This window comes from Paeniglutamicibacter sp. ZC-3 (genome assembly GCF_025847175.2).
Lineage (GTDB): Bacteria > Actinomycetota > Actinomycetes > Actinomycetales > Micrococcaceae > Paeniglutamicibacter > Paeniglutamicibacter sulfureus.
Genome location: NZ_JAOYTG010000006.1, coordinates 125077 through 140147, shown reverse-complemented (window position 1 = coordinate 140147; position 15071 = coordinate 125077). Strand labels below are relative to the sequence as shown.

The window sequence follows — 15071 nt, the reverse complement described above, 5'->3', positions numbered from 1 at the left end:
TTTTTCTTCCGTGGCCGCCTTTGCCATGCGGACAAGGTTTCGGAAACATCGCCGAAATGAGTGCGACACTGGCCTTTTACCTCCCGGGGGAATCGGTAACCACCACGAAACGCCTGGCCGTGCCGGACGTAACACCGGCAGGGAATTCTTGAATCAGGCGAGAAAGACTCGCAAGCGATTCAGGGAGGCGTTAGACATGGAGCTAACAACGACTCAGGTATGGATGATGGTGTGCGCCGCACTCGTCCTGCTGATGACCCCGGCACTGGCATTCTTCTACGGTGGAATGACCCGGGCCAAAAGCGTGCTGAACATGATGATGATGAGCTTCTCTGCCATCGCCCTCGTGACCGTGGTGTGGGTACTCTGGGGCAACTCCATGGCAGGTGGCGGAGCAAACGTGGGCGGCTTGTTTGGAAACCCGGCAGACGGTTTCGGGATGGGATCAATGCTCGGCACCGATGGCTTCATCGCCGCCGGTTACGGAGCGACCTTTGCGATCATCACCGTCGCCCTGATTTCCGGGGCCGTGGCGGACCGAGCCAAATTCAGCGCTTGGTTGGTCTTCGTCCCGGTCTGGGTGACCCTCGTCTACGCTCCCATCGCCTTCTGGATCTGGGGTGGCGGAATCCTGGGAGCCGAGGGAGCCATTGGCTCCGTGGTCGGTGAGGCCATTGACTTCGCGGGTGGCACCGTAGTCCACATCAACGCCGGTGTCGCAGGCCTGATCCTCGCGCTCATCCTCGGCAAGCGCCGCGGCTTCGGGAAGGACCCGAGCCAGCGCCCGCACAACATCCCCTTCGTCATGCTCGGTGCCGCGCTGCTCTGGTTCGGCTGGTTCGGATTCAACGGCGGCGCAGCAAGCACCGCCGAAGAGGCCGGCTTGATTTGGGTCAACACCCTCGCCGCGCCCTCCGCCGCCCTGCTGGGCTGGATCCTGGTTGAACGCTTCCGCGACGGACACAGCACCTCCCTGGGTGCAGCATCGGGCATCGTTGCAGGCCTGGTGGCCATCACCCCGGCATGCGCCAACATCAGCCCCGTTGCGGCCATTGGCCTGGGTCTCATCGCCGGAGTAGCCTCCGCCCTGGCAGTCGGCTTGAAGTACCGCTGGGGCTACGACGACTCCCTGGACGTCGTCGGCGTGCACCTGGTATCCGGGATCATCGGCACCCTAGCCCTGGGCTTCATCGCACTTCCCGTCGACGGGATCGGCGGCGGCCTGTTCTACGGCGGCGGATTCGCTCAGCTCTGGGCCCAAGTCGTTGCCTGTGTCGTGGTCATGGTCTTCACCGCCGTCATGACAACCATCATCGGCCTGGCCATCCACAGGATCATGGGCTTCCGCATCAGCACCGAAGAGGAAATCGCCGGCATCGACCTGATGCAGCACGCCGAAACCGGCTATGAGTTCGGCGGCCTGGGCACCGGTGGAACCTTCGTTCCCCACCCGGCCACCTCGGCACACCTGAAGTCCTCCGCAGCCGAAAAGGATGCGGCCCGAGCCAAGGAAGAGGTCAGCGCATGAAACTCGTGACAGCCATCATCCGACCCGAAAAGACCGACGAGATCCGTCAAGCACTGGAAAACTACGGAGTCCAGGGCATGACCATCAGCCAAGCCAGCGGCTACGGCCGGCAGCGCGGACACACCCAGGTCTATCGCGGAGCCGAATACACGGTCGACCTGTTGCCCAAGGTGCGCCTTGAAGTCCTGGTGGAGGAGAGCACCTGTGACGACATCCTGGACGTCCTGATCTCCACCGCAAACACCGGCAGCGCCGGAGACGGGAAGATCTGGGTCACGAACGTCGAGGAAGTGATCCGGGTCCGTACCGGAGAACGCGGCATGGCAGCCGTCTAAAAAATCCATCAGCGGGATCGATGCCCACCGAAAAGCCCCAACCACACGTGGTTGGGGCTTTTTGCGGATGTCGGGCGGGATCAGAACCTCGAGCCGATCGACATCCAAGACCGCATGTGGCTTTCGGCCGGAGGAAGCGGTGCGTGGTTCCCGTTGGCTATCAGCAGACGTTGGGCTGGCCGTTTGTCCGGTAGGCGACCGTTGAGTCAAGCGCCACCGGTCCGCCGAGCAGGATATTGGTCCAGCCCTTCATGGATACCAGGGCGTCGGACACCGAGGCGGGCAGGCACGACTTCCGCGCCAACAGCAACGGCGCCCCGTTGTAACCTGCTGCAACGGCCCCGGTCAGCCCGTCGGGGAAGTCCGAGCCGGTGGCGATGAACTGGCGCTGCGAGCCGCCGGACCAGAATGCCTTGGCGATCATCGCGCTGGTGTCATAGCGGTTGCTGCCCCCATAGCGCACCACCGTTGCATTTGGCACCGCCTTGCGTAGTTGCGACTCTGCGGCGGCGGAGATGGCAACGGGGCCTCCGGCCAGGTACACCCGGCTCGGATTCAGGCGCTTGAGCTCGTTCAGGGTGCTCGTCGGGATGAAGGATTGCCGGGTGAGCAGCATGGGGGACTTGCGCCCGGCCGCGACGGCTGCCATGGACAGGGCATCCTCAAATCCCTGACCGGTGACCACGAAAGCGGTCGAGGCGGAGCTCCAGTTCCCGGAGATCTTCGCGCTCGTGTCATAGCGGTTGCTGCCATAGACCCTGGTGACCGGCGCATAGGCCTTGAGCTTCGCGACGGTTGCATCACTCACGGCGATCGGGCCTCCGAGCACCAGGATGTTCTTGGGGCGAAGTCGCTGCAGCTCGGTGGCCACGGCCGCCGGCAGCACATCCTTCCGCGTCAGCAACAGTGGCGCGTTCTTCAAGGTGGCCAGCGGGGAGCCGGCCAGGGCATCGGGGAAGTTCTCGCCCGAGGCGACGACAACTGTCGCTGCGGTGGATGGGAAAGTGCGCTTTGAAATGGCCACGGGGGTCTCGTACCGGTTGGCCCCGGAGAGCCGGACCGGAGCCAGACGGGTGGCCCACACATCGGCGTTGCCCATATAGTCGGGAATCATGTAGCCCAGATAGTCGGTGATCATCCGGTACGGGGTGGAGCGCGTGTTGCGCGCGAAGTCACGGAGCGAGGTCAGGTCACCATTCCATACATTCGCGTCCACGTTCTGGTCCGAGCCGATTAAGTCGGCGTTGGAGGCGTACTGCCAGATGTTGAACGTCGTCCAACCCTCGGGCAACTCCCGCGGGTTCTTCGGGATCTCGGCGGTGGGGTAGATCGTGACGTGCAGCGGCCACCCCTTGAAGGCGGTGGAGTCGCCCGTGCAGTCATCCCACCAAGACCGTGCGGTGTAGATCATCGGCAGGCGCCCGGTGGCAGCCTTTACGGTGTTGCCGAAGTCCTTGATCCAGGTGGTCATCTGACTGGGCGTCATGTCATAGCAGTCGTTGCCCTCGTACGGGTTCCATTCGATGTCCAGCAGCGGTGGAAGCGTCTTGCCGTCCGCGGACCAACCCCCGCCGTTAGCTAGGAATTCCTTGGCCTGACTGGCTCCGGAGGAATACGAGGGTACGGCGAAGTGGTACGCACCGCGGATGATCCCCTGCTCGTATGAACCCGCGTAGTTCTGCGAAAAATTGGGGTCTGTGAATAAGCCGGAAGCACCGGACTGCGTGGCCTTGATATAGGCGAAACGGGCACCCTGGCCCCAGGCATAGGACCAGTCGACATCGCCCTGCCAATGGGACACATCAACGCCAAGTACACCCGGGGGACGCCAGGTGCGCAGATCCGCCAGCGAGGTGGGGACGGCGATTCCGGCCAATGTAGCCTCAAATGCTGCGGTGGCGTTGGTGGCCCGTGCGGCGCCATCGACGTTGAAGGAACTTCCGGCCTCGGGTGCCGTTCCAGTGGCCGGGGGGCTCGTCTCCTCGGACGGGACGGGCACTGCTGCGTCGTCCTTCGACGGTTCGGGGGACAATTCGGCCAGCTCCTGGGTCGCGCTTGCCAGGAACTCAAGTTCCTCCAGCGTCGGGGCCTTGGCGTCTCCGGATTCCTCGATGCGTCGCTGGCCCTGTCCGAGCTGGGCATCCAGCGCCTCGATTCCCACGGCCGTGAGCGCCTGATCGGACAACTCGATGCGTTCAGTTGCCGTGAGCTTGCCGCCGGACTTGAGCTCGGTACGGATTTCCTTGGCGGCGATGGTGGCCGCGCCGGTATCGACTTCCGTGAGAGCGGGGGTTTTCGTGGCAGGCTTGAGGGCCGAGTCCAATAGGGCGGCGGCACCGGAGCCCGGGGGTGGCTGTTGCACAGAATCGCTGGTGGCAGCTCCGAGTGTAGTGTCGACAACGGGTGCCGCGGCGGCCGTGCCGGCCAGCGCAAGGGGTGCGACCAGCGATGCCGCGAGAGTTAGTGTGAACAAACGAGACAGTGGCAACCGGAATTCCGGCATGGGTGGTCCTTGGGGTTGGGGGCAGGCTGCTTGGTGGTCAGTCTACAAAGCCCGGCACTTTCCCCGTGGGAAGCTCGCCGCATGGGTCGTCTTTCGCCGGGTGACCTCTGACTCAAGCGATGCCACCCCCGCTGGATATGAGGACTGCGCGGGAGCACTCCTTGTCGCCACCTGTATCCCAGGGCGGCCCGTTGCGGACGGTTCTGTTCGTTCCTCATGGGAGTGGAACGAACGAAGGCAGACTTGCCCCGGCGCCATCAAGCGACGACCCGCCCAGAGAACGCCGGTATGGGGCCCAATGGTTCGGCGGAGATTCGGAAGTCGGCGCCTGAGGTCAGCGGCGCCGATCGATGCTGAGATTTCCGTTGACCGTTGCGTATAAGCGAGTGCCACCCAGTTCAAGGGGCAGGCCGGTGTCCGGCGCGGCAACGCGACGCACAGGACCCTGAAGCCCGTCGATTTCCAATCGCACAAAAAGGTCCGCCACGAAGTGCTCCAGGCTTTCAAGCTTATGGACCGGATCGTCCAGGACGTATTCATGGCCATCGTGCCGGAGGAGATGGGAATGGATGATTTCGGTTCCCCGGCCCTTGATCACCAAAGTGACAGATTCGAAGTCCGCATCGGGCGCCAGCCTAAATCGAAGTCCAAGCGGGTCCGGGTCAGACGGGGCTGCCCGGCAATTCGCATTCAATTGTTGTTCGGTCGCGGCGAGCCGCAGCAACCCGGCCGCATCTTGACTTCGAACCAGGCGGGATCGCTGCAGGAAGGGGAATCCCAAATCCGTTTCGAGGGTTTCGGGAATATTGTCCCGGATGAATGGTGCATGTGCCTTGACCCAGCGCTTCCGCCGCCGGGGCGACATGGCCGGGTAGCGCACGGGGTCGTAGAAGCGAAGCGCCTTGCGCCGGTAGAGATCCAGCACCAATTGATCCGCGAATGAGGGATCAGGGTGCATTTCCTTGATGATCCTGGCAATTTTCGACACCGACGAGGTATAGCGTTCGGGGTTGGCCCGTCCGCTACTGATGTTGCTGCCGTTCAATCGGGTGCGGATGAAGTAGTAGTCATAGTCGGCGAGGATTGAATTGCGGCTGGAGGCCAAGTAGCACCGAGTGAGCATCATGCCGTCTTCGAGTCTGATCTTGCCTTCGGGGAACCGAATTCCGTGCTCCTCAAGGAGGCTGCGCCGGATCATTTTCTGCGGGGAGAGGGTGCCAAGGATCGTTCGCAGAGGCGCATCGATGAGTGTGGAAGTAAAAAGACTGTTCGCGACGTTGCGCCCGCCGATGCCGACCAACTTGGGTGCCAACACATCAACCTGGTGGGCATCGGCGAAATCAACCATCCTGCGCAGCGCTTCCGGACCCAACATGTCGTCGGAGTCGCAGAAGAATACGTAGTCGGACCGGCCTGCGTCGATCCCGACGTTGCGTGGTTTTCCTGGCCAGCCGCTGTTGCGCTGGTGGATGACACGCATATTGGGCAGCCGTGTCACATAGGAATCCAACAGCTTGCCGCCGCCGTCAGTGGAACCGTCGTCCACGGCGATCACCTCAAACATATCCGGTGCCAAGTCTTGCGCCGCCAAGGACTCCAACAGCTCCCTCAGGTACGGCATCGAATTGAACACGGGGACGATGACCGCGACTCGCGCAGTGTGCGCACTGGGGCTGGGCCCGGAGTCGGACCCCCGGATCCGCAGCTGGCCGAGCCTGACGCTGATCCTTGAAGTCAACTTGGCCAGCCTGCGATGCAGGGATCTCCGAGCCGTCGTGATGGCCATTCTCGCCCTTTCTCCGATGCGTCATTGATGCGCCGGTCAAGCGCCTCCGCGCGGCTGGCGGATATTCCGGAGCTTGTTTCGCTTAGCCGACTTCCCCGGAGTCTACGGGTTGTCCATGGAACTCGTAGCCACGCATCGCCACTGCGCGGTCATTGATGAGCTTGCCGATGGCTTCGATGAACGAAATTGTCGAGGATCCTCGCTCCCGATCGCCGAAATAGTAGCTCCGCATCTGGAGCCGTTGTTCGGCACCGGAGGATTCGAGCAACGACTCCAGACCGGGCAGGATCTCTTCCCGGGTTGTTTCGCTGATGACGGGGCAGGCACGGCTGACAGGTACTTCGCGGTTGAGCTTTTCGAGGTCGTCTCGCCGGTCTGTAAGAATCAGCGGCTTTTCCGGGTGCAGGTACAGGTAGTCAAGGCCCACACTCGATACGTCCGTAATCAATCCGTCAACGTCATTGAAGAGAGCCAGGATGTTCTCTTTCTCCGTTATCAGGTGCTGGCCGCCGGCAGCAATCTGCTCTTCGAGGATCTCCCTGATTCGCGCGTGTGCGCCGGCGATCGCCGGGTTCGAGGAAGTGGTGATTCGTGGATGCGGCTTGTAGATGACCCGCGTATTCGGCAACGCGACCAGCGTCTCGATGATGGCCTCACCGAAGACATCCATGGAGGTGTAGTTGTTTGCGTCGTTTTCGCCCTCCCATGTAGGCGCGTACATGATGGTGCGGCCATGGAACGCTGGTAGCTCGGCTACGAAATGGGTATCCAGTTGGGGCCTGCCGATGCTGGTCAGCCGGTCCAGATCGAAGTCCAGAAGGACTGTCCGGTGTCTCTCGATGGCGGCGGGACCGGCAACAAAGATCTTGTCGTAGGCCTTGGCTTGGTTGGAGACCATGGAGAGCTTGTCGCTTTCGCCATGGTTGATATGGACATGTACCGGCCTGGCTGCGCTCAAGGACTGGAAATTCGCCACACCGTTGTTGACGTACAAGCAAAGTTTAAAGTTGTTGAATTCGTAGAAGTTGACCAAATCGTCAAGACGCCGGACGAAAATTTTCGGCAATCCGGTCAGCTTGCGAAAGTGCCGCAACGTGGGAACCTTGCGAAACACCAAGACCACGCGATGGGTTTCGTGGAGTTTTTCCAAGGTGGGCAGCCACTGTTCGAGTTGGTAGGCCTTGTTCACGACGTCGCTGAAATAAACCACCACATCGGCGGCCACAGGTATTTGGTCGAGTTCGTGGTTGGCGACCGGAGCGCTGCCCAGCCCCAGCCACCGACGCGTCTTGACTCCGTGTGTGGAGCTAATTGCGGCTTTGAGTTGTTGGCCTAGCCAGGCTTTCACTAACATCAACTACTTTCGTGATTTTCGTGCTCGTGCGCCAAGCGACGCTCTTGCCCGGTACCCGGGCGATGATTGCAATTCTTCTGTCAAAAACCCTGTCACGCCTAAATGTGCAATGCATGATCGTGCCCTTAACGGACCCTAGACGGCGGCAATGTGCTGAGCGAATACGGCATTCGTGTTCTCGAAGGACTCAACATGGCGGATGGCGGGCAGTCTACTTGAGGCTGAGGTTGCCGTAGACGGTGAAGTAAGGCGTCGTCTGCATCGAGGGGCTCGCGCCCAACCGAATTGTTCGGGTCATTGAACCGATGCCAAGAACTAGATTCAGGTCCAAGGCATCTCCGGCGGGTTGTTGTGCCCGAAGGTCGGCGGGCAACCGGAAGTGGAAGACGCTGTCGTCGCCATGGTGGGGTTGAATCTCAACTCCGTCCCCGTCCGGAATGCCGCGCTGTTTGCTTTGCAGGCAGAGTCCGCTGAGATTTGCCTCCCCGATCTCGACATAGACCTCAAGGTCCATGTCGCCGTCCGGATGGAATTTGATGCCCGCAATCCGCACGTTGGCAGCGGTCAAGGCGTCACGGCCGGCCCTGTTGGCCCTGGCCGTGTCGAGGGCTTCCATCCACTTCTCGAAAATCACGTCGCTTCGGAAATGTACCGAGTCATTGAATCCCTGGGTGGACATCGCTTCACATAGCGAGTCATCCGCCAACAGGCTGGTCACTGCCTGGGCCGCCGTCTCTTGCTCTCCAAAGGGAACCAGGAATCCATTGCGTCGGTTCTCGATCACGTCCCTGGGGCCGAAATCAACATCGTAGGCCACCGGCACGCAACCGTGCGCCTGTGCCTCGAGGATAGCCAAGGACTGGCCCTCGAATTTGCTGCAAAGCAACAGGACGCGGGCATGGTGAAGTCGTTGGCCGACGTCATTGACGTGGCCGTGGAATGTGACGAGATCCTCGACACCGAGCTGGTGCACCTTGGCCTCCAGCACGGGACGCTGATCCCCGTCACCCACCAGATCCAGGTGGATCGGGGTCCCTGCCGTGGCGACCTTCTTGACGATTTCCAATAACTCGCCGATGTTCTTGCCCTTGGTGAATCGACCGACATGGATCACGGAGTGGGGCTTGCGGTCTTCAAATGCCGGCAGCGTCCGCGGGCCGTCCACCGGATTGCTGATCACGAAGGTGTTCGACGTTTCCCCGAAGCGCTGCACGAAAGCGGTCCGCTGGGACTCGGTCAGGAAGGTGATTCCGTCCCAGGCGTCGCGGTTCTGGATGATCTTCTGGTGGGCCGTGGAAAGCTTTCCCGTCATCGGGTCCTGGCCGGCAGCCACGTGGGTGCTGTGGAAATTCACCACCTTCACTGCTTCCGGGTGCTTCCACGACCAGAGGAACCCGGCCGAGTATTTGCTGTCCACCACGACATCGGCATGTGCCAAGTCGACCAAATCCGTGAGGAAACGGCGGTAGAGCTTGCCGGGGTTGTCGAGGGTGGCGATGACATTGCCATCGGGGGCGACGAGTTCCAACGTGCGAGAGTCAGCTGCTGCATCGCCGTCCCCGGGCAGCGTTGAATCAATCAGGTAGATCGTGCCGTCGCTGCGGTGGTATTCACGTACGGCTGCCGCTTCATGGCCCGGTAACCGGTAATCCACGTAAAAGAGCGAACCGTCACGTGAACGGAGGGTTCTGGCACTCTCCACCCATTCCGAACCCCGGGCCCGGCGAGGCGCCTGCCCCTGAGGACGCGCCGGAGAGTGCTCGGCATAGAAGTCATGGAGATTCAGCAGCGGGACATCCGGGTGGAGCCTGCCGCTTTCCAGCAACTTTGTGCGAATCGTCGCAAGGTCGGGATTTGCATCGAAGGTCACCACGGCGCTGGGAATCCCGCGTTCGTGGAACAAACCCGCACGTTTGAGGCACATGGCCGTCATCCCGCCAAAGCCCTCCTGGATTGACCACGTGACCATGAGAACCGGTCGGCTTGAGTGCCGGGCATCTGCGGGCCGGCCTTGAAGCCAGTCTGAGAAGTCGGTCCCGGAATCATGTCGCATGGAAAAGCGCTCCTTCGTTGGTGCCTTCGGGGCGGAATGGTGATGGGGCTACCCTAACCCGCGAGCCTTCGGGCTTCCTTCAAAACCGCGCCGTTGTCCGGGATTGTGTCGCCACCAAGGGTGCCGACGCATCAGGCGCGTGAACCCGTCTCAGCGCTGCCTTCGCCGACCTGAGGACAATCGCCCGTTCCACACCCGGGAATCCTAAAAGGGTAGTGTGTTGGACAAATGAGATATTCGACATGCCATCGGGCCGACCGCGGAAAGAACGAATCGGAGTCAACGACGTGAAATTGCATTCCAGGAAGCTGCTGCTGAAACTGGCCTGGGGAACTGGCGTGGTGCTGGTGGCTGTTCACGTGGGAAGCCTGATGCTGTTGGGTAGCCGGCTCCCCGAGGTACTAGGTAGCCACTGGAACCTGGGTGGAACCGCCGACGCCACCGGGAGCTTGCCGCAGACCGTGTTGGGCGGGGTTGCGGCGATTGTTGTGCTGTGCGGGCTGGCGACGCTGGGACTGAATCCGCCCAGCCGGGGCAAGCAGGAAGCGGGACCGCTGCTCCTGGGCGTGTGCACCGGCGGTGCCGTGGTTGCCACCGGAATGATGCTGGCTGGCACCCTGGGGCAGCTCGACAGCGCCTCCGGCGTCGGCTCGCCGATGCACCTGCCCACGTCGATCGGCGCCCTGGTGGCCGGTGCGGCCTGGGGGATCGGCAGCGCGATGCTGCTGAACGCATCGGCCCCCGATGCCCCGAGGCCGGCACGCAGGGACTCGGCGACGGGCGCCGGTCCACGGAACTGAAGTACCCGACGGTCCGTGTTGGCTACTGCCCGGGGGCGGTGCCGCCATAGTGCGCGGCGAGGCGCTTCAGGCCCTCGTCGATTCCCACCCGGGGTGCCCAATCCAGCACCTCGCGGGTTTCGCGCTGGTCGAACCAATGCGCAGTCGAGAGCTGCTCTGCCAGGAACCTGGTCATGGGCGGCTCGTCGTGCACCAGGTTGCGGGACCCTGCGGCCAGCCAGCCGCGCTCGATGAGCGAGCCCGCGCCGCGGGCCAGCCAGCCCGGGACGCTCAGGCGCGGTGCGGGCACGCCGCCGGCGCGGCAGATCCCGGAGATCAATTCGCCCACCGGGCGCGGTTCTCCGTTGGTGATGACCAGGGCCCGGCCGTGGGCGTGTTCCATGCGTTCAAGCCCGCGCACGATGGCATCGGCGGCGTTGTCGATGTAGGTGGTGTCGATCAACGCGGCGCCGCCATCGAGCAGCGGCAGCCTTCCCGACCTGGCGCGTTCGATGACGCGCTCCACCAATTGGGTGTCGCCGGGTCCCCAGACCACGTGCGGCCTGATGGCTGTGACACGGAAGTCGGCCGCATCCAGTGCCAGTGCGCTGAGCTCTGCCGCCGCCTTGGAACGGGCATAGTTTCCGCGGGCACGGTCCGGGTCCGCCATCCCTGCACCGGCGCCCGCCAGCGGCTCGCCGAAGTGGGCGACCGAGGGGGAGGAGACGAACACGAAGTCCGCCGCCCCCGCGCTGCGGGCTGCTTCCAGCAGGGTCTTGGTCCCGGTGATGTTGGTTGCCGTGAAATCGTGCCAGGACCCGGTGAAGGAGACCTTCGCCGCCAGGTGGATGACGGCGTCCATGCCGTCAACGGCCCGGCGCACCGCGGCAGGATCGGTCAGCGAGCCCAGCACCTCGTCGGTGGCTCCGGCGCTGGCCCGCCGCTGGAAGGTGCGCACCCGGTGCCCCTTGGCGCGCAGCAGCGAAGCCACCGCGCCGCCAAGCAGCCCGCTGGCACCGGTGACCAGCACGCGGCGGCCGGGGTCCGGCTTCCCCTGGTTGCTCACGGGTTGCGGATCCGTCCGCCAGCCAGGGTGTCGGTGGCCCAGGAGGCCAGCGCGGCCCGATCGATCTTGGAATTGTGCCGAATGTCGGTGGGCAGCGCCGGGACCACCAGCACCGCGGACACCTCGGTCCCGGTGCCTGCGACTGCGGTGCGCACGGCTGTGGCCAGTGCCTCGGGGGCGGGTGCCGCGCGGCGCACCGGCGGCACCGTCTCCATGACGATGACGGGGGCCTGGGTGCCCGCGGGCCCCACGCCGACCAGTGCTGCGCGTCCGGCGCCCCGGACCGATTCGGCTGCCTGTTCACCGGCGACCGGGGTCCGCGGTCCGGAGGCGGTGTCCAGCACGTGGCCGAGCCTGCCTTCCACCCAGAGCCGTCCGGCCGTATCGAGATGTCCCACGTCCCCGGTGCGGTGCCAACCCGGGATGGAGCTGCTGACTTGTTCGGTGATCCAGAGCCTGTCGTAGCGGTCCTTCACGTGCGGGGCGCGCACCAGGATTTCCCCGGTGAGGTCGGCAGCGGTCTGCGGCTGGTCGCCGACTCGCCCGTTGGCGTCCAGCGGGGCGATGGCGACCCGGGCCCCGGCGACGGGGGTGCCGACGCAGACCCCGTTGCCGGCACCGGCAGCCCGGATGCCCTCGAGGTCGATGTCGGTCACCGGCAGGGCTTCGGTCATCCCGTACGGGGTGTGCACCCGGGCACCGGGCACGAGGTCCTGGACCTTTGCCAGCAGTGGCTCGGGGATCGGGGCGCCGGCCGAGAGCAGCAGCGAGATGCCTGCCAGGGTCCGGCGTTGGGCGTCATCGAGGCCTTCCCGGGTTTCCAGGACGTTGGCCAGGGCAGCGGGGGAGGCGAAGACCGTGGTGGCGTCCACGGCGGCAGCCGCATCTGCCAGTGCCGTGGCGGTGAGCGTGCGCGGGGCGGTGACATCCATGTCGGGGGTCACCGAGGTGGCGCCCAGGGCGGGGCCGAGCAACGCGAACGGGGCGAAGCCCGCCACGAGTGCCGAACCGGCTTTCAGGTCATAGGTGTCGCGCAGGGTGTCCCGCATGGCCGCCAACTGGCGGTGGGTGTACACCACGCCCTTGGCGGGGCCGGTGGATCCCGAGGTGAAGAGCACCGCCGCATCGGCATCGGGGTCCGCCGGGGTGAATTCCCGGCGTTGGGCGGCGGTGGTCGTGCCCGCCTGAAGCAGTTCGGGCACGGTGTGTGCCACGCCGAGCAGGGTGCGCTTGGCGGCGGGCATGTCCCCGGCGGCGATCCGGGTTCCGGGCCAGCCCAGGAACCTCGCCCCGGTCAGTGCGCGGTCGATTCCAATGAGGTAGCCGGGGCCGGCCCCGCGGATGGCGCGGCCCAGCCCCTTGGCGCCCAGGCCCGCATCGGCCACCACGATCACCGCGCCCAAACGCAGGCAGGCATAGATCAGGGAGGTCAGTTCGATGCCCGGGGGCACCAGAAGATTGACCCGGTCACCGGGCTTGACCCCGATGTGCGCCAGGCCGCGGGCCAGCGCGTTGACCCGGTTGCCCAGTTCCGCCCATGACAGCGAGCCGGCCGGGTTGATGTCAACCACCGCGGTGCCGGTGTCCTGCGTGCGCCCATCGAGTTCGGCCAACATGGGCCGGTATGCGGCCAGGGCCCCGGCGCGCCCGGCGGTGTGCGCGGTGGTTGCCCGGGCCAGCCAGTCAAAGACCGGGGTGGCGATGTCGCGGTCCTCGGGAAGCAGGTGGCCCGCGCCCTCGAAGCGGTGCACCGCGGCGTGGGGGAGCCGGTCCATCAGGTCACGCAGGTAGCGGTCGGAGAATACCGGGTCCTTGGGTCCCCAGAGCAGCAAGGCGGGAACCTCCAGCGTGCGCAGGCCATCGGCGATGGCGTCGAGGGTGGTGCGGCTGGGGTGGTCCTTGGTGAAGGGGATGTCGGCAACGAAGTTCGCCACTCCGGTCCTCCGCCCCGCATTGGCGTAGGGGGCCATGAAGGCCTGGCGGACGTCCGGTTCCAGGGCCGGTTGCGCCAGCGAGTGGGTGGTGCGCAGGAAGGCGTCGGTGGTTTTGGTGCCCCAGCCGTGGACGGCGGGGTGGGAGGCCAGGCGCAGCGCAGCGGGCAGTTCGTAGCCGGCCGGGTGCACTGCGGTGTTGGTGAGCACCACGTTGGCCAGTTGGTCCGGGTGTGCCAGGGCCCAGCCCAGGGAAATGAGTCCGCCCCAGTCGTGGCCGACCGTGGTCACCTCCCCGGTCAGCTTCAAGGCGTTGGACAGGTCGCCGAGGTCGTTGACCCGGTCGGCTAGCCGGCGGAACACGCCGGTGCGCACGGAGAAGCCCATGTCCAGCTGGTCAACCGCCACCACGCGCCAGGGCAGGTCGCGGGTGGACACGTGCTGCAGCAGGCCGCGCCACAGGTAGGACCAAGTGGGATTGCCGTGCACGCACAATAGCGTGCCGACCGGAGTAATGCCCTTGTCGGCCAGCTCGGAGGCGTTGTCCAGCAGGTGCCATTGGTGGCTGGTGCCCGGTGCATCCACGTCCGAGGTGGAGGGCACCATGACGCGGCGGGAGTACCGGGAATCGACACCGGGGAAGAGCTCGGTCACCAGGCAAGCTCCAGCATGGCGGTATTCAGCCCGGAACCAACCCCCATGCACAGCACCCGGTCACCGGGTTTCAGTGTCTTGGCTTCCTGGGAGAGGGTCATGGGCAGCGACGCCGGCCCGACATTGCCCCACTTGGGGAACGTGATGGGCACCCGGTCGCGGACCAGGCCGACGGCCTTGATGATGGCATTGGTGTAGGAATTGGATACCTGGTGGGTGACGTAGCGATCCATGGTTTTCCAGTTCCAGCCGGCTTGGTGGGCCTCGTCCCAGGCATCGACCACCAGTTCCAGGCCGTTGTCCAGCAGCCCCTTGGTGTCGGTGTACATGCCCGACGGGCCTCCGACGCACAGTTTGTGGTGTTCGGTTCCCGCACGGGACACCCCGCCAACGATGCGGTGCGCGCCGGGGTGCGCGTCGGCCGGGCCGATGACCGCGGCGGCGGCGCCCGAACCAAGGGTGAGGGTCGCGAATTCCCGCAAGTAGTCCTCGCGGGTGGAGTCCTCTGCATTGAGCCGGCGGAACGTGGTTTCCTGGGTCGGCTGGGCATCCTCTCCCGCGACCACCAGGGCGTACTTGATCTGCCCGGAGTCGATCATGTTCGCGGCCAAGGTCATGCCGTTGACGAAGCCCAGGCAGGCGTTGGCCACGTCGAAGTTCATGGCCGAGGACGGCAGTCCCAGGTCGTGGTGGATCTTGGAGGCCACCGAGGGTTCCAGGTTGCGGCGGGTGACCGAGGTGTTGATCAGCAGGCCGATCTCGCCCGGCTCGATGCCGGCCTCGGCCAGGGCCTTGCCTCCGGCCTCGACCGCGGCATCATCGAAGCTGGTCCCCTCCGACCACCAACGGCGCTCCATCACTCCGGCAACACGTTCCAACAGCTTTTTCGACAAGCGCAGGCGCTTGAGGCTGGGGGCCAGACGTTCGTCGAATTCCCCGGAGGTCATGACCACCGGGGCCTGCACGCTGGTGACGGCCAAGAGGGCCGAATTATGGTGCCGAAACGTTGCATTGCCGTTCAAAATCTAGCCTTTGTGTCGGGGCTGTCGTGCCGGTGTCGGGCGCGAAGAATACGGACGCCG

Annotated in this window: 10 protein-coding genes; 3 read left to right on the top strand and 7 right to left on the bottom strand. The window is 64.5% G+C overall.

Going from position 1 to position 15071, the window contains the following annotated elements; genetic code table 11:
* Positions 1-196 precede the first annotated feature (196 nt).
* Complete coding sequence (locus tag OIU93_RS09080; protein ID WP_264269763.1) at positions 197-1528, top strand: ammonium transporter; 1332 nt, start codon at positions 197-199, stop codon at positions 1526-1528.
* Positions 1525-1863 (top strand): P-II family nitrogen regulator, encoded by a 339-nt coding sequence (locus OIU93_RS09075; protein ID WP_264269762.1) that lies wholly within the window; start codon positions 1525-1527, stop codon positions 1861-1863. The genes OIU93_RS09080 and OIU93_RS09075 overlap by 4 nt, the downstream gene beginning before the upstream one ends.
* Before the next feature lie 160 nt (positions 1864-2023).
* Here OIU93_RS09075 and OIU93_RS09070 read toward each other — a convergent pair whose 3' ends face one another.
* The 4 genes from OIU93_RS09070 to OIU93_RS09055 all read right to left on the bottom strand — a co-directional run bounded on the left by OIU93_RS09070 (position 2024) and on the right by OIU93_RS09055 (position 9559).
* Positions 2024-4336 carry a cell wall-binding repeat-containing protein gene (locus OIU93_RS09070; protein ID WP_264269761.1) on the bottom strand — a complete coding sequence of 771 codons (2313 nt, stop codon included), beginning with the start codon at positions 4334-4336 and terminating at the stop codon, positions 2024-2026.
* 364 nt (positions 4337-4700) lie between these two features.
* Positions 4701-6152: a glycosyltransferase family A protein gene (locus tag OIU93_RS09065; protein ID WP_264269760.1), complete on the bottom strand. Its 1452-nt coding sequence runs from the start codon at positions 6150-6152 to the stop codon at positions 4701-4703.
* Positions 6153-6234: 82 nt separating this feature from the next.
* The gene (locus tag OIU93_RS09060; protein WP_264269759.1) at positions 6235-7506 is read right to left on the bottom strand and encodes a CDP-glycerol glycerophosphotransferase family protein; all 1272 of its coding nucleotides are present in this window, start codon (positions 7504-7506) and stop codon (positions 6235-6237) included.
* 211 nt (positions 7507-7717) lie between these two features.
* Positions 7718-9559, bottom strand: coding sequence for a glycosyltransferase (locus OIU93_RS09055; RefSeq protein WP_264269758.1), 1842 nt, complete (start codon positions 9557-9559; stop codon positions 7718-7720).
* Positions 9560-9846: 287 nt separating this feature from the next.
* On the opposite strand from OIU93_RS09055, the gene OIU93_RS09050 reads away from it, so the two are divergent.
* The gene (locus OIU93_RS09050; protein WP_264269757.1) at positions 9847-10359 is read left to right on the top strand and encodes a hypothetical protein; all 513 of its coding nucleotides are present in this window, start codon (positions 9847-9849) and stop codon (positions 10357-10359) included.
* Positions 10360-10381: 22 nt separating this feature from the next.
* Here the strand turns inward: OIU93_RS09050 and OIU93_RS09045 are convergent, their stop codons facing one another.
* Genes OIU93_RS09045 through OIU93_RS09035 form a run of 3 tightly spaced genes read right to left on the bottom strand, consistent with a single transcriptional unit; the run spans position 10382 to position 15011 of the window.
* Positions 10382-11404 (bottom strand): NAD(P)-dependent oxidoreductase, encoded by a 1023-nt coding sequence (locus OIU93_RS09045; RefSeq protein ID WP_264269756.1) that lies wholly within the window; start codon positions 11402-11404, stop codon positions 10382-10384.
* Positions 11401-13989: an alpha/beta fold hydrolase gene (locus tag OIU93_RS09040; protein WP_372342896.1), complete on the bottom strand. Its 2589-nt coding sequence runs from the start codon at positions 13987-13989 to the stop codon at positions 11401-11403. Before OIU93_RS09040 ends, OIU93_RS09045 begins: the two co-directional genes overlap by 4 nt.
* Entirely contained in the window at positions 13986-15011 is a 1026-nt protein-coding gene (locus OIU93_RS09035; protein ID WP_264269755.1) for a 3-oxoacyl-ACP synthase III, read from the bottom strand. The genes OIU93_RS09040 and OIU93_RS09035 overlap by 4 nt, the downstream gene beginning before the upstream one ends.
* Positions 15012-15071 lie beyond the last annotated feature (60 nt).